14 protein-coding genes and 1 tRNA gene are annotated in these 15,157 nt (G+C 54.4%); all 15 read left to right on the forward strand.

The genetic code is table 11. The features are described from left to right. Positions 1-239: 239 nt before the first annotated feature. The 15 genes from LHW45_04885 to LHW45_04955 all read left to right on the forward strand — a co-directional run bounded on the left by LHW45_04885 (position 240) and on the right by LHW45_04955 (position 15,154). Positions 240-1,007 carry an NAD+ synthase gene (locus LHW45_04885; protein ID MCB5284910.1) on the forward strand — a complete coding sequence of 256 codons (768 nt, stop codon included), beginning with the start codon at positions 240-242 and terminating at the stop codon, positions 1,005-1,007. 2 nt (positions 1,008-1,009) lie between these two features. Continuing rightward, a complete protein-coding gene (locus LHW45_04890; protein MCB5284911.1) occupies positions 1,010-2,185 on the forward strand; it encodes a hypothetical protein in 1,176 nt (391 codons plus the stop codon). Positions 2,186-2,198: 13 nt separating this feature from the next. Further along, the gene (ribD, locus tag LHW45_04895) at positions 2,199-3,275 is read left to right on the forward strand and encodes a bifunctional diaminohydroxyphosphoribosylaminopyrimidine deaminase/5-amino-6-(5-phosphoribosylamino)uracil reductase RibD (GenBank protein MCB5284912.1); all 1,077 of its coding nucleotides are present in this window, start codon (positions 2,199-2,201) and stop codon (positions 3,273-3,275) included. Positions 3,276-3,360: 85 nt separating this feature from the next. After that, entirely contained in the window at positions 3,361-3,756 is a 396-nt protein-coding gene (locus LHW45_04900) for a cupin domain-containing protein (protein MCB5284913.1), read from the forward strand. Between the two features lie 9 nt (positions 3,757-3,765). Next, a complete protein-coding gene (locus LHW45_04905) occupies positions 3,766-4,827 on the forward strand; it encodes a M42 family metallopeptidase (GenBank protein ID MCB5284914.1) in 1,062 nt (353 codons plus the stop codon). A 213-nt stretch (positions 4,828-5,040) separates the two neighbouring features. After that, entirely contained in the window at positions 5,041-6,681 is a 1,641-nt protein-coding gene (locus tag LHW45_04910; protein MCB5284915.1) for a T9SS type A sorting domain-containing protein, read from the forward strand. 56 nt (positions 6,682-6,737) lie between these two features. Then, entirely contained in the window at positions 6,738-7,175 is a 438-nt protein-coding gene (locus LHW45_04915) for a M20/M25/M40 family metallo-hydrolase (protein MCB5284916.1), read from the forward strand. A gap of 225 nt (positions 7,176-7,400) precedes the next feature. Continuing rightward, positions 7,401-9,005 (forward strand): FG-GAP-like repeat-containing protein, encoded by a 1,605-nt coding sequence (locus LHW45_04920; GenBank protein ID MCB5284917.1) that lies wholly within the window; start codon positions 7,401-7,403, stop codon positions 9,003-9,005. 21 nt (positions 9,006-9,026) lie between these two features. Further along, a complete protein-coding gene (locus LHW45_04925; protein ID MCB5284918.1) occupies positions 9,027-10,628 on the forward strand; it encodes an FG-GAP-like repeat-containing protein in 1,602 nt (533 codons plus the stop codon). A gap of 56 nt (positions 10,629-10,684) precedes the next feature. Next, the gene (locus LHW45_04930) at positions 10,685-10,873 is read left to right on the forward strand and encodes a T9SS type A sorting domain-containing protein (GenBank protein MCB5284919.1); all 189 of its coding nucleotides are present in this window, start codon (positions 10,685-10,687) and stop codon (positions 10,871-10,873) included. A 961-nt stretch (positions 10,874-11,834) separates the two neighbouring features. Next, on the forward strand, positions 11,835-12,014 hold the full coding sequence (locus LHW45_04935; protein ID MCB5284920.1) for a hypothetical protein: 180 nt from the start codon (positions 11,835-11,837) through the stop codon (positions 12,012-12,014). 68 nt (positions 12,015-12,082) lie between these two features. Further along, positions 12,083-12,856: a 16S rRNA (adenine(1518)-N(6)/adenine(1519)-N(6))-dimethyltransferase RsmA gene (gene rsmA / locus LHW45_04940; GenBank protein ID MCB5284921.1), complete on the forward strand. Its 774-nt coding sequence runs from the start codon at positions 12,083-12,085 to the stop codon at positions 12,854-12,856. After that, the gene (locus LHW45_04945) at positions 12,819-14,609 is read left to right on the forward strand and encodes a hypothetical protein (protein MCB5284922.1); all 1,791 of its coding nucleotides are present in this window, start codon (positions 12,819-12,821) and stop codon (positions 14,607-14,609) included. Before rsmA ends, LHW45_04945 begins: the two co-directional genes overlap by 38 nt. Then, entirely contained in the window at positions 14,609-15,061 is a 453-nt protein-coding gene (tadA, locus tag LHW45_04950; protein ID MCB5284923.1) for a tRNA adenosine(34) deaminase TadA, read from the forward strand. Before LHW45_04945 ends, tadA begins: the two co-directional genes overlap by 1 nt. A 3-nt stretch (positions 15,062-15,064) precedes the next feature. Further along, positions 15,065-15,154 (forward strand) — tRNA-Ser (locus tag LHW45_04955). Positions 15,155-15,157 lie beyond the last annotated feature (3 nt).

Consider the following 15,157-nt stretch of genomic DNA (forward strand, 5'->3'; position numbering starts at 1 on the left):
AGCTGATTGGATGGATGCCCGCGGAAAACCGATATTTTGCCGCCCCAGTCGCCCTTATCGCGCTTCCCGTTCACTTCCCATTAGCCTCCCCCTAAGTTCCCGCCTGAGAGGCGGGAACTCTGCGGGAGGCAGACAAGGGGCGATTTGGAAGGGGCTTGGGGCGGGACGTGTTTTGTACTTGACCAAATTTGAACCGAAGAAATAATGCCGATGCCCTGATAAGGCATCTGGAGGTAAAATTGCGTAAACTGGACCTGCAACAGGAACGGACCCGGATCACCGGCTTCATCCGCGCGTACCTGCAAAGCGCGGGCTTTGCCAAAGTGGTCCTGGGCCTCTCTGGCGGAGTCGATTCCGCCGTCTGCGCCGCCCTGGCCGTGGAAGCCTTGGGCAAGGAAAACGTGATCGCGGCGCTGCTGCCCTACAAGAGCAGCCATCCGGATTCCCAGGCTGACGCCAGCCATCTGGCCGGGATTTTGGGGATCGAGCACCATGTGATCGAGATCACGCCCATGGCCGACGCCTATTTTGACACTTACGGGCCGGACGCCACCCCGCTTCGCAGGGGCAACTGGCTGGCCCGCACCCGCATGTGCGTGCTTTATGACCTCAGCGCCAAACACAATGCCCTGGTGCTGGGGACCAGCAACCGCACAGAATTGATGGTGGGCTACTTCACCCAGTTCGGCGATTCCGCCTGCGCGTTCGAGCCCATCGGACACCTTTACAAAACCGAGGTTTGGGCCCTGGCCAGATTGATCGGAGTTCCAGACAAGATCGTGAACAAAACCCCCACCGCCGATCTCTGGGCCGGGCAGTCCGACGAAGCCGATCTGGGGCTCACCTATCCCGTGCTGGACGATATCGTTTACGCGCTCACCGAGCTGGACGTGAACGTGGGAGCCTCGGAAAACCTGGACCACCCTGCCAAGCTGTATCACAAAGTGGACCGCATGATCACGGCCTCGGCCTTCAAACGCAAGCTGCCGCCTGTTTTGGAGGACTGACCATGCTGCTGAACCGCGAGCGTTGTTTCAAGTGCAAGGCCGAGCGGAGCGTGCGCAAATGCCCCCGCAACCGGGACAAGCTGATCGGCTGGACCTGCTGCCTGGAACTGAGGATCGACCTGCGCTGCCCCTCCGCATGCCCATACAGCGCGGTGAAAAGCGAAACCAGCCCCTTTCCCTCATTCCGCGCCGATTCCAACACCGAATTCACCCGCACCGCCAAACGCCACATCGACCTCTGGGCCTATCAGCCGCTGGCGGCCTTGGACGGCCTGAGTCCGGCCGACTACGCGGCCAAAGACAAAGCCAACCTGCTGGCCTGGCTGGGTAAATTTCAGTTCCCGGCCAACTTCCCCATGGCCTATCTGCTGCAAAAACTGCAGCTGCCCCACGAGAACTTCGAGGAGCCGGAAACCCCGGAAACCGTGGTCTTCGGGTTCTTCGACGCCGTGATCGCCCAGGATTGGGACCAATTGCGCGCTTTCACCATCAACGACCGGGATGATGACGACCTGGCCAGACGCTACACCAGTCTTGTGGCCTCCGTTCCCGAGCTGAAAAAGGTGGACCGCTACGAGATCCTGCACGCCGGGGCCGCCGATGACGGCGTGAGCGCCATGGTGGTGCTGGACCTGGGCGGAAGGTCGATCTGGGCGGTTTTGCTTACCTCAGCCGGAGGACGCTGGAGGATCCGCCAGAACCTCAACGGCGGGCCCCACCTGTATTATGGGCAGAACAAGCTGTTTCACACCCTGGCTGAGCATCTGGCCCGGGGCGAAGCCGACGCGGCCTGGGACCTGATCAAACAGAACCTGCCCCTCTATCCCGATTGCGCCGACCTTTACTACTACCGCGCCCTTTACTGGCAACTGGCCAGGCAGTTCGACAAAGCCAGGGAGGATCTGCTCTGCGCCCTGGCCCTGGACAATCATTACTTCGCGGCCGGTTTCGCGCTCTCCGCGCTGTATCTGGCCGACAAGGAACTGGCTCCGGCGAAGGAACTGCTTGCCTGGCTGGCCGCCGAGCGTCCGGACGACCTCAATGTGCGCAACAATCTGGCTGCCTGCGAAGCCGGGCTGGGCAACGTTTCTGCCGCCCAGGCGATCTGGCGAGAACTGCTAAAAACCGCTCCCAACTATGAACCCGCGATCAAAAACCTTGAGCGTTACCCCGGCTGAACAGACCAAATTCATGCGTCGGGCCCTGAAGGCCGCCGAAAAAGCGCGCGGGACCTGTTCTCCCAATCCCTTTGTGGGGGCCGTGATCGTTAAGAACGGCAGGGTGATCGGAGAAGGCTGGACCCAGCATTACGGAGGCGACCACGCCGAGGTGCAGGCCCTTGCCAAGGCGGGAAAGCAGGCCCGGGGCGCGGACATGTATGTAACCCTGGAACCCTGCGCCCACCAGGGCAAAACCCCGCCCTGCACCCAGGCCATCATCGCGGCCGGGATCAGCCGGGTTTTCCTGGGCATCCTGGACCCCAACCCCCTGGTGCACGGCAAAGGCGTGCTGCATTTGCAGGAGGCCGGCATCGAAGTGATCCCCGGGGTTTTGACCGCGGAAGCAACCCGCCAGCTGGAATACCACCTCTGCCACGTGCGCAAGCGCCGACCCTTCGTGATCTGGAAGGCCGCGCTGTCGTTGGACGGCAAATACGCCGCGCAGGACGGCTCTTCGCGCTGGATCAGCGGCGCGACATCCCGCGAACACACTCACCGGCTGCGCCAGGAAGCCGATGTGGTGCTCACCGGCATCGGCACCGTTTTATGCGATGATCCGCTGCTCAACGTTCGCCTCGAAGACGCCTTAAAACAGCCGCTGCGTGCGGTTTTGGACCCTCTGCTGAAACTGCCTCCGGATTCACGCATCGCCCGCAGCATGCACGATATCCCCACCGTCATCTTCTGCGCGCGGGGCAAGGAAGGAACGATGCGGGCCAAAATCCTGATCGCGCTGGGCGCGAAAATCCACCCGGTTACGGCGATGGGCGAGATCCTGAGCCTGAAAGAGGTGCTGGGCATCCTCTATCAGCAGGGACATTGCCTGGTGCTGCTGGAATGCGGCAGCAAACTGGCCTCGGGCTTTTTCGCGGCGCGCCTGGTGGATAAATGCCACATCTATTACGGACCCAAACTCCTGGGCGGCAACAAAGCCATGCTGGCGGAACTCGCCCTGCCCGACATTTCCGCCGCTCTGGCCCTCCGGGACATGACCTGCCAGCCCAGCGGCGAGGACCTGCTGGTGACGGGCTATCCGGTTTATGAGTAGCTTTGTTCCGGTTCTGGATTATCCTGTAAACGAGGCCGCCACCGTGGCCGCAACCGATATCTCAAGCCTATTCAAGGAGGAATAGATGAAAATAGTACATTTTGACCAAGTCGCGCTGGAACCCGTTCACGCCGAAGGGGCCGAGGGGACCATGATCCGCTGGCTGATCGCCCAGAAAGACGGCGCTCCGAATTTCGCCCTGCGGATGTTCGAAGTGGAGCCCCAGGGCCACACTCCTTTCCACGTGCACGATTGGGAGCATGAGGTCTTTGTGCTCTCCGGCACCGGGGTGCTGCAAACCGAAAGAGGCGATCTGCCCTTCGCCGCCAACGACGCCATCTATGTGGATCCCGGCATGAGTCACGCTTTCAAGAACACCGGCACGGAGCTGATGAAATTCCTCTGCATCATCCCCCACGAACAGCCGGTGCAGAAAAAGACCCTCAACCCTTTCGCGGACGAATCCGCCAACAACTGTTAGGAACTGATAATGCCAAACGCGAAGAACCTCAAATTCCTCAAAGACCTTGTTTCCGCGCCCAGCCCCTCCGGCTTTGAAGCGCCTGCCCAAGCCGTGGTGCGGGATTACCTGAAACCCGTGGCCGACAAGATCACCCTGGACCGCAACGGCAACCTCATCGCCCTCAAAAAAGGCAGCGGCAAGCTGAAAGTGATGGTGGTTGGGCATGCCGACGAGATCGGCCTGATCGTGAACCACATCGACGAACAGGGCTACCTCTACGTGAAATCCCTGGGCGGTTTCGACGTCAACCTGCTGCCCGGCCTGCGTCTGGACATCTATCACCAGGGCAAAGTGGTGCGCGGGATCATCGGCAAAAAGCCCATTCACATGATGCGCGGCAGCGACGACAACCCCAAACTGAAAATGGAAGACCTCTGGATCGACATCGGCGCCTCCAGCAAGGAAGAGGCCCTGAAGAAAGTCGCCATCGGCGACGTGATCACCTATCACAGCGTGTTTGAACACCTGTCCGACGACCTGATCGTCTCCAAAGCCACCGACAACAAGGTGGGGGTCTATGTGGCCGCGGCGGTGATGCAGGAACTGGCCAAGAAAGCCCTCAAAGCCTCTTATTACGCCGTTGCCAGTGTGGGCGAGGAAACCACGATGCGGGGAGCCCGCACCAGCGCCTGGCAGATCGAGCCCGATATCGCCATCGCCGTGGACGTGACCTTCACTTCAGACATCCCCGGCGCGGACAAACGCGTCTTCGGAGACGTGGCCCTGGCCAAGGGCCCCACCCTCAGCATCGGCGCTGCTATGCATCCGGCCGTGCACAAGCGGCTGCTTGAAGTGGCCAAAAAACACAAGCTTCCCATCCAGATCGAGATCGCCCCGGGCCGCACCGGAACAGACGCCGACGCCATCCACGACCTCAAAGGAGGTGCCGCGATGGCCGTGGTCGGCATCCCCAACCGCTATATGCATTCGCCCAACGAAGTGATCTCGCTCAAGGACCTGGACGCCGCGGTTAAACTGATCACGGAGTTCGTGCTCTCACTGGACGACAAATTCAAGCTGGAGCGCTGAGCGATCCAGCCCTGATAAATATCCAAGCCCGCTGAAGAGCCCTTCGGCGGGCTTGGCATTGACTCACACAATCTTATTATTGGCCTGCGCGTCGTTTCGGTGAGTCGCAGGAAGCAACAGAAGGCTGTGACCGAAATTCCTTGACGCATATATGTTCAATATTTAGGGAGTATCAAAGGAATAAATGCCAGGTTGAATTTCAAGGCAGGAAACATGAAAGTTACAAAGTTTGTTTTGGTTGTATTGCTACAGATCTGGTTTTGTGGTTTATCAGGCCAGAATCATCTGGACGTGATGGCAATTCTACAGGGTGAACCAAACACTTTAGGCATGGGGCGTGGCATGGCGGCGCTGGATTTCAACGGAGACGGAATCAAAGACCTAGCTGTTTTGCAGCGCAACAATCCGCGCTTTGAAGACATAGGAACCTATGATTATGGCAGGATTTTCTGTCTCTATGGCGGAACAGATTTCGATACAGAGGCAGACTTTGTTATCTATGGCGCTCCGCATGATTACTTCAATTCTGGCAGTCTGAAAAACGCAGGTGACGTGAATGGCGATGGATTTGAAGACCTGACCGCGATCCGTCAGATCAATGCTGGAACCATGGATGCGATATACCGGATCTGCGTCTATTTTGGCGGGGAGCAGCCTTCTACAACACCTGGGCTGCTGTTTGACCATCCCGCCTATTGGATGCAGGGTCAGTATGTAGATTGGTCGGAAGTATTCGCCCTGGGCGATATTAACGGAGACGGTTTTGACGATCTGGGTTTGGTTACTAAGTGGAATAATCCAGACAAATTTAAACTCGACATCATGTTTGGTGGATCATATCAGCTCTATACTATCTATGAAACAACAACTGATATTATGGGATACGCTCGGATCAATGGAGTTGGCGATGTTAACTATGACGGTTTTGATGACTTCATCCTAGCATATGCCAATAATAGTAATCATGAAGATGTCGACGTTGATCTCTACTATGGCTGTCGGGACATCTCAATGTGTGAGGTGGTCAATCTGGTCTCAGATAGCAGTATCGATTATGCAGTAAAACCCCTAGCGGCGGGAGACGTCAACGGTGATGGATATGCAGACTTTTTAGGCAGGTTCATTCGTGAAGGGACTGATTATTATGGTGCTTTGTGGTTGGGCGGAGAAACGCTATTTCCGGTCTTTGACGTGGAACTGCGTCCGGATTATTTCGGTTTCGGGTGGGCAGATATTGGTTTTACCTTCGGTGACCTGAACGGGGATGGCAATGACGACCTGATCGGCTCTAAGTACACCGCCTACGCGGATGATGGAGCAGCGGTCATCTGGCTGGGTAAAAGGCATTTCAACGGCACGCATGACCTGTTGCTGCGGCGTCCTGCAAGCGTTGCCGTGTATTCCAGCTTTGGCTATGCCATGGCGGCAGGAGATTTCAATGCCGATGGACTGGACGACTTGGCAATTAGCGCATCCCACCGCCCACCGGGACTATCCGACACTCCCGGTGCCTTGATCATCTATGCTGGCAATACCGGATTAGTGGATACCACCGTCGGTGTGGATGACGATCTCAACTCTGCCATTGACGCACAAGAAAGGGTCAGTGTATTTCCCAATCCAGCAAGGGAAACAGTTACGCTCAGATTTGAAGGCGAGAAACTGCGAAAAAGCAAAAATAGAGAGATCAGGTTGTTTAACATCAAAGGGCAGTTACTACAGGAATACTCAGACATAGCGGGCAATGATGAGTTCAAGATCACATTGAACCCCTTGCCAACAGGAGTTTACTTGCTTGATGTGAGTGTGGATGCTATCAGTGTCGCCTCGACAAAACTACTAATTAGCAAATAAGGAGAGATTCATGTGCAATAAGATGTGTATGGCGGTAGTCATTTTCGCCAGGGGATTTGGGTTACAGCATTTACAACATCCGGGGACAGGTAGTGTTTTCCGGCAAGCTCTCCGGGCAAACGAGGGAGCAGATCTTTGAGCTTCCTGCCGAGGCTTTGGAACGCATGCCCAGCGGTGTTTACCTGATTAGTTTGGAGAGGGGAAACAACACCATCGCCACTGCCATGCATCCGGCTGTGCATGCGCGGTTGCTGGATGTGGCTAAGAAACACAAGCTTCCCATCCAGATCGAGATCGCCCCGGGCCGCACCGGAACAGACGCCGACGCCATCCACGACCTCAAAGGAGGTGCCGCGATGGCCGTGGTCGGCATCCCCAACCGCTACATGCATTCGCCCAACGAAGTGATCTCGCTCAAAGACCTGGACGCCGCGGTGAAACTTATCACGGAGTTCGTGCTCTCCCTGGGCGACAAATTCAAGCTGGAGCGCTGAGCGAACCAGCCTAAACCGATAAATATCCAAGCCCGCTGAAGAGCCCTTTCGCGGGCTTGGCATTGACTCACACAATCTCATTATTGGCCTGCTCGTCATTCCGGCGAATCGCAGGAAGCAACAGAAGGCTGTGACCGAAATTCCTTGACGCATATATGTTCAATTTTTAGGATGTACCAAAGAAACAAAAGATAGTCCGACAGTCATGAAATCGATGGAGGAACAATGAGTAATATGCGCAGTGCAACTCTTTTGATCCCATTGCTATTGTCCATAACCCTCCTAAATGCAATAAACGATATGCCCGTCATCGCTGCCTTTCAGGGCGAACATCACAATTCTATGTACGGATATTCAATGGTATCTCTGGATTTCAACCATGATGGATTAGATGATCTGGCAGTATGCTCTTTTTCTTACGGATATGAGTACGGTATCACACCGACAAGAGGTAAGATATATATCTATTATGGTGGAGTAGGTTTCAATTCCTCCACACCAGCCAGTATAACAATCGAAGGCACATATGCTAATATTGTGGGCAGACAGATTAGAGGTATCTTTAAAGTCGGTGATATCAGTGGTGATGGCTTTGAAGATCTCTGCATGTATGTAGAAGACCACATATCCTGGAACGAGAGCTATAAGAAACTGCTCTTTTTCTATGGTGGAACCACCAATCTGGAGAATCCCGATTATGTGCTCAATGTGTATGGAAGTGTATACACTTTTTTTAGGATATTACCCCTTGGCGATGTAAATGGAGACGGCTTAGGAGATATGGGGTTCTATTACCTGCACTCTCCTTCTTACCTGAATAGACTATCAATCATCTGGGGAGGATCATTTCAAGAACATGTAGTTTCTAATGGGGAAGCAAGTTATTCTTATTCATGTTCAATCCATGGTATCGGTGACATCAACAACGATGGCTACGCTGATTTTACCACGGCATTTGCCACCCCGTCTTCAGATCCCACCCACAATCTGATTCGGCTCTATTATGGCAATGCCGCCGGGAATACTGATAATCCAATCACACTCATCTATTGCCAGTATGGAGTATCCAGAGGCAGCAAGCCGCTGGGAGACATGAATGCCGATGGCTATGACGACTTCATGGGCTACATTACGGATGAGGGGATGCATGCCTGGCTGGGTGGAACCAATATCAACTACGCTGTACCTGATTTTGATATGGACCCACCCTGGTATGGCGGGGAGTTCCAACGCTCTTTGGAGCATGGTGACTTTAATAACGACGGTTATGAAGACGCGGTTGGAGCGAGCTTTGGGAGCGGGTTCGCGGTTTGGCTAGGCAGGCAAAACGTAAATGGAACTGCTGACATGATCAAGAACAATCCCGGATATGAGAACTACGGCTATAGTCTGGTAACCGGAGATTTCAATGCCGATGGTTATGACGATATAGCCATAGCCGCATCACATGAATACGATCCCTGGCCAAGCGGTAACTTCAATGGATATGTATGGGTATTTGGAGGTAATGCCCAGCTTGAGGACACAACCGTGGCTAGCGATGATCAGGTTGCGCCTATACCGGAGGCATTCATCAGGGTTTTTCCTCAACCGGCAAGCAGCAAAGTAATAGTATCAGTCAAAAGCGAACAGGCAGGGGATTTGGGCTACAGCATTTATAATATCCGGGGACAGATAGTGTTTTCCGGCAAGCTCAATGGTAATAACAAAGAGCAGATCTTTGAGCTTCCGAACGAGGCTTGGGAACGCATGCCCAGCGGTGTTTACCTGATTAGTTTGGAGAGGGGAAACAGCACCATCGCCACTGCCAGGCTGGTGGTGGCCAAGTGATTTGAGAAAGGTGTGAAAGTCATGATGCACTCTAAGTCAATCCGAGTTTGCATACTCTTGGCAGTGTGTATTTTTGTTTCCATACAGCTTTGGAGCATAAGCGACATGCCTCTCATGGCAGAATTTGCAGGAGAGCATCATTGCTCTAAGTTTGGTCATACTAATGTAAGTCTTGATTTCAATCATGATGGATACGATGATCTGATAGTGTGGTCATTTGCTTGGAATTACGATCCCAATGCAGGAGTCGTTGCGCTTGGGAAAGTAGATGTTTACTTCGGAGACCCCGGTTTTAGTTTCGCAACCCAGCCAATCCAGAGCTACGAAGGTTATTTTATTGATGGTTCTGGTACGGGAGCATACAGACGGGTATGGGAGCCATACAACTTTGGAGATCTGAACGGAGATGGTTATGATGATCTTGGCATAGAGGACATGATTCCTTTTTCAAGTAAGCGGTTACTGATCTTTAACAGCGGACCGGAAGCGAATATCCTGAATCCGGATCACATCATCGACCTGCCATATACAGATTTTTACTGGGATCGGCTGGGAGATGTAGATGGAGATCGTTATGATGATATCGGAGTTTATTATCGCCAACCTCCAGGAAACATTCGTCGGCAGATAATTATCTGGGGTGGCTCTTTTCAGTGGCAGACAGTTGATACCAGTCTCATTTATCCAGACCCGGGTTCGCATATCAACGGGATTGGCGACATTAACAACGATGGGTTTTATGATATTTCAGTATCATATTGGGGTTGGGGGACTGATGAAACAAATGACAGATATATTTATTATGGGAACAGCCAAAGAGAATTTGTAAACCCTATTGTGCTCTTTCAGTCACCATTTTTCTACACCGCATTGAGTAGAGCCCTGGGAGACCTGAATGATGATGGCTACCACGATTTTTTTGGTTGTGCAGATACTGAAGGGATGAAAATTTGGTTCGGCTCGGACAATTTCAGTTCCTTCCAGCCTCCCAACCTCCTATTGAATCCTATTTATTATGGTAATTCCCTGGCAAAGGGTGTAAAGTTTGGTGATGTTAACGGAGATGGTTACGATGACGTAGTTGCGGCCAGCTACAGCCAAAGGCGTTTTGCGGTGTGTTTGGGTGGCAATAATATGAATGCTGAGGCCGACTTTACCAAATACAGAAACCAGTCATATTATGGCCATGGTGTGGCAGTAGGAGATTTTAACGCCGATGGCTATGATGATGTGGCAATAGGAGCTCCAGGTCAAGATCCTCAGCATGAAGGCTTCAATCCTGGTTATGTGTACGTGTATGCTGGCAATGCGCAAATGGTCAGCAATCTGGATGAAACGCTGCCTCCTTTGGATAATCACTTGCAAGTAAGTGTTTACCCCAATCCGGTAAGGTCATCGGAGTTTGTTACGCTCAGATATGAAGGCGAGTCATTGAGGAAAAGTAAACATCGTGAGATCAGGTTATTCAATATCAAGGGGCAGTTATTGCATGAATACTCCGATATTCAGGGTAAAGACGAGTTCAGATTCACGCTGAACCCCTTGCCAACAGGAGTTTACTTGCTTGATGTGAGTGTGGATGCTATCAGTGTCGCCTCGACAAAACTACTAATTAGCAAATAAGGAGAGATTCATGTGCAATAAGATGTGTATAGCGGTAGTCATTTTCGCCAGGGGATTTGGGTTACAGCATTTACAACATCCGGGGACAGGTAGTGTTTTCCGGCAAGCTCTCCGGGCAAACGAGGGAGCAGATCTTTGAGCTTCCTGCCGAGGTTTTGGAACGCATGCCCAGCGGTGTTTACCTGATTAGTTTGGAGAGGGGAAACAGCACCATCGCCACTGCCAGGCTGGTTGTAGCCAAGTAACCTGAGGAATTATAGATTCCGGTTCTGGCCACCCCAAAGGGGACCCCGGCTGCCAAGAATGACACCCAGGGCAGGTGGGTAAGGAATCGGCTGTCATCGATGCTCCTACGTCGCTCGACTCCAACTAGCCACAGGGAAAAAGCCGGTTTCAACTCCCATATCCGGTGCCAAGACTGTCCCGTGGAATAACCCCGCCTGGCGCGGGGTGCAGCAATATAGGCGGGGGTTTCAACCCCCGTATCATGAAACTGCAGATTGATTGACGATAATATGCCAGTCCCTCGCTCCAGCACAGGCTGCGCCAGTGCTGGAGGGAGGTGCTGGCTGAATGTTATATGGATTTCCCGGGCTCGCTTATACGGGGGTTGAAACCCCCGCCTATAGTCCCGCACCCCCTGGCGAGGGGTTTATCCTAAAGTTGTGGCCTTCGCTTATACCGGGGTTGAAACCCCCGCCCATAGTCCCGCACCCTTCTGGCGAGGGAGTTTCACTGCGATTTCCAGGCTTTTCTGATCAGCTTTCGCGACACCTTAACCCTTGCCCTGCAGCCTGCCAAGGCAGGGCTATGATCGAATGCAGGACCCATCACGCCAAGCGGCCTCAACCGAATGAAGCTTTTCTTAGGAGCTTGTCCCGTGTATACCTGATAAAATCCCGGAATAGTAATACCATAAATCCATCTAAAGTGTTTTTGATCAACTAACATGGAAAGGGAATGGCTTGATCTGGCTTGGTTCGCCGTACGGAAAAACTGTTGATCAGGGCCCGTTTGGATATGCGGGAAACAAGGCATCTTGAACTTGGAAGCTTTCACCGACTCACAATGCTATATTGGCTTTTGATCTGTTTTAACAAGGGATCAGAGCTCATCCGCGCAAATATCAGTTGACGCAAAAGCCGCCCTGGTATTTGTGGATTTATCATGGCAAGATATAATTGAGAATAAACCAAGGAGATAATGATGTCCAAAGACAACCGTCGTGGCAAAGGTGTGAAAAACCTCCCTCAGCACGGGCGGGGTGAATGCCCTGTCTGCCACCGCACCGGGATCAAGTTGCTCAACGAGATCAAGGTCGGCGACAAGACCGTCAAAGTTTGCAAGAACTGTAAGAACATTGCCGCCGAGCGCCTCAGCGCCTGACGCGGCCCCTATTCTGGAGATTCAGATCGCCCCTTGCCGAGCTTTTGGGGTGATCTGATTTTTTTTTGATGCGCGCGATCAAAGCCCTCGGGCAGAATTTTTTGAACCAGCCGGATATAGCCAGACAGATCGTGGAACTGGCCGGGATCCTGCCGGGCGAGAAGGTTTGGGAGATCGGTCCCGGCCACGGCATCCTCACGCGGGCCTTGCTGTCGGCAGGGGCCAGGTTACGCGCGTTTGAGCTGGACCGAAGGCTGGAAGCCCCTCTGCGTGAAGAGTTCGGCGATTCCATCGAACTGCTGATGGGCGATGTGCTGCGGCTGGACTGGGAAGCGGAGCTCGCCCGCTCGGGACAACCCCTGAAGCTGGTGGCCAACATCCCCTACAATATCACCTCCCCCCTGCTCTACAAGCTGGAAAAGCATCACCTCGCCTTCACCGCGGCCACTCTGATGGTGCAGAAGGAAGTGGCGGAGCGCATCTGCGCGGAGCCAAACCGCAAGGCTTACGGGGTGATGACCCTGCGCCTGCGGAGGATCTTTGACGCCCAGATCCTGCTGGACGTTCCCCGCGAGAATTTCACGCCCGCCCCCAAGGTCGATTCCGCTGTGCTGGCCCTCAAGCCCAGAGCCGTTCCAGCCGTGATCCCCGATCTGGCCAAGTATCTCAAACTGATCGAACTGGCCTTTGCCCACCGACGCAAGACCCTGCGCAACAACCTGGCCAGCCTGCTGGACAAAGACGGCCTCAGCCGCGTTCAGCAGCAAAGCGGCATCGATCTCACCCGTCGCGGAGAAACGCTCAGTGAAGCGGAATTTATTGCTCTCAGCGCTCTGCTTTAGTTTCTGCTTTCTAAGCGCGCAGGCCAATCTGCTGGATTTCAGCTTCTCCGGCAGCAATTCCTCGCGCAACCTGGAAAACAATCTCCGTTACCAGCTTACACCCTTCAAAGCCTCACTGCTGCAGATCAGCGCGCAGTCCTTCAGCGAACAGCGGCTCAATTTCTCCCAACGCAGCCGCCGCTCCCTGCTGAGCCTGGACCTGGCTTTCGACCGCGAGTTGCTGCGCCACAGCGTTGAGTCTGGCTATGAATACCTCTACGACTCCAGCGAACTGGACGAGCAGTTTCAGCCTTACCGCAACAAGACCGGATTTTTGGGCTACACGCTTGACCTGATGCCAGCGGACAGCCTGCTCTTCGAGGCCGGCGTGCAAGGCTTCATCCGCTCTGAGGAAGACCGCTACCTGCTGGGTTCCAAACTCAACAGCCAGGGCTACCTGGTGCACGGCCGGGCCTCCGCGTCCACCGAACTCCTCAACACCCGCACCGGCCTCAGCGCCGCCTATGAGCGCAAAACCATGGATTGGGAGTATTACCAGACCGGCTCGCTGGCCGCCTGGCTGAACCACCAGAGCCAAAATCTGCTGGTCAACAACAATTTCAGCCTCTCGCGCCGCGATGATGACATCTATGTGCTGCTTCCGGACACCTCCGCTGGCGGCAGGGGCTTTTACGACCTCGATGACAGCCAGAGGCGCAGTTCCCTGGTTTATTCCGGCAGTCTGGAATACGAGCCCTGGGAACTCCTCCGCCTCAATCTGCAGGAGAGTTTCAACAAGCGGATCACCGATCTGGCCGAAAACACGGTGCGCAACAACTCGGACCTGATGAACCAGGCTTCGCTCTCGCTGGAGCTCAAACCCGTGTACAACCTCGGCTGGTCATCCACTTTCAGCCACGGTTACGGCCTCAAGACCTACAGCCTGACCCAGACCAGCCGCGAAAGCGAAAATCGCTTTCTTTCCACCGGCCTGAACTGGGAATACACAGGCGGCGACACCCTTTCCGCCGCTTTCTCGGTGGACCTGCAACGCAGCAGTTTCCCGGACGATCAGAACCGCTGGGACAACGATCTTCGCCACATCCGGGTGAATCTGGCCAATGCCCATTACTGGAAAGAGCGCCTCAAGCTCAGCAACCGCCTCTATTGGAATCTCACCGACGACGTATATCTGGACGGCCTGCTCTCCGGCAACAACAAACAAACCGCCAGTTACATCTACAATCCTTCCTGCGCCATGCTGATCGGCGACCGGCTGCTCTTCAACCAGAACTACCTGATCCGCGCGGATTACACCAGCTATATGTACGATCCCACCGACAAGGCCTTTTACCGCCAGTTGGAACTGGAGTACAAGCTCGTGTTCGACAGCTTTCCCTTCGCCGCCCGCTCCCAGGACCAGCGCTGGCTGCTGCTGCCCTACCGCAACAACGATGGCAACGCCTTTCTGGCGGACCTAAGCTTCGGGTTCGAGCGCAACGAATATGCCGATTTCAACGGCCAGATCTACGTGATCGATTTCAAAAACACCCGCTACACCGCCGCGCTGACCCTCAAACACGACATCCAGAACCTCTATTACATCATCCAGCCCCAGTATTCCTGGGGAACCTGGACCGAATACAACCTGCTGCTGGGCCTGGCCTGGAAATTCACCGAGGCCTCGCTGCTGGAATTTTCCCTCAATCCCGTGGGTGACAGCCTCGACAACCTGGATTGGCGCAGCTCGGTGAGCCTGGGAGCGCATTTCTGATGAGTTCTGAACACACCGCCTGGATGCGGCTGGCCCTGGACGAGGCCCGCCGGGCCGTGAGCGAAGATGAGATCCCGGTGGGGGCGGTGCTGGTGAAAGACGGTGAACTGGTGGCCGCTCAGCACAACCGGACCCGCCAGCAGGCCGATCCTTTGGCCCACGCGGAAAAATTGCTCATTGACAAAATCCTCGCCTCCAAAATCAAGTACCTGCAGGATTATACCCTGTACGTGACTTTGGAGCCCTGCCTGATGTGTGCCGGCATGATGATCTGGAGCCGGCTGGGCACTTTGGTGTTCGGCGCTTCAGACCCCAAGGCCGGGGCCGTGGGCTCAGTCTACAACGTGCTGGCGGACAAGAGTTTCAACCACCATCCCCGGATCGTCCGGGGCGTGCTGGAAGAGGATTGCGCCGCCTTGCTCAGGGATTTTTTCCAAAGCCGAAGACAATGAAGTGGAGAGTTGCCGGAGCGGTTGAACGGGACGGTCTCGAAAACCGTTGTATCCTCACGGGTACCCAGGGTTCGAATCCCTGACTCTCCGCCATTT

The sequence above is a fragment of the Candidatus Cloacimonadota bacterium genome (assembly GCA_020532085.1).
GTDB lineage: Bacteria > Cloacimonadota > Cloacimonadia > Cloacimonadales > Cloacimonadaceae > Syntrophosphaera.

Bases quoted from the DNA above. Each gene is read 5' to 3' on its own strand.
- LHW45_04910 (MCB5284915.1), top strand. From the start codon at position 5,041: ATGAAAGTTACAAAGTTTGTTTTGGTTGTATTGCTACAGATCTGGTTT.
- rsmA (MCB5284921.1), top strand. From the start codon at position 12,083: ATGCGCGCGATCAAAGCCCTCGGGCAGAATTTTTTGAACCAGCCGGAT.
- tadA (MCB5284923.1), top strand. From the start codon at position 14,609: ATGAGTTCTGAACACACCGCCTGGATGCGGCTGGCCCTGGACGAGGCC.
- ribD (MCB5284912.1), top strand. From the start codon at position 2,199: ATGCGTCGGGCCCTGAAGGCCGCCGAAAAAGCGCGCGGGACCTGTTCT.
- LHW45_04935 (MCB5284920.1), top strand. From the start codon at position 11,835: ATGTCCAAAGACAACCGTCGTGGCAAAGGTGTGAAAAACCTCCCTCAG.
- LHW45_04890 (MCB5284911.1), top strand. From the start codon at position 1,010: ATGCTGCTGAACCGCGAGCGTTGTTTCAAGTGCAAGGCCGAGCGGAGC.
- LHW45_04925 (MCB5284918.1), top strand. From the start codon at position 9,027: ATGATGCACTCTAAGTCAATCCGAGTTTGCATACTCTTGGCAGTGTGT.
- LHW45_04900 (MCB5284913.1), top strand. From the start codon at position 3,361: ATGAAAATAGTACATTTTGACCAAGTCGCGCTGGAACCCGTTCACGCC.
- LHW45_04920 (MCB5284917.1), top strand. From the start codon at position 7,401: ATGAGTAATATGCGCAGTGCAACTCTTTTGATCCCATTGCTATTGTCC.
- LHW45_04905 (MCB5284914.1), top strand. From the start codon at position 3,766: ATGCCAAACGCGAAGAACCTCAAATTCCTCAAAGACCTTGTTTCCGCG.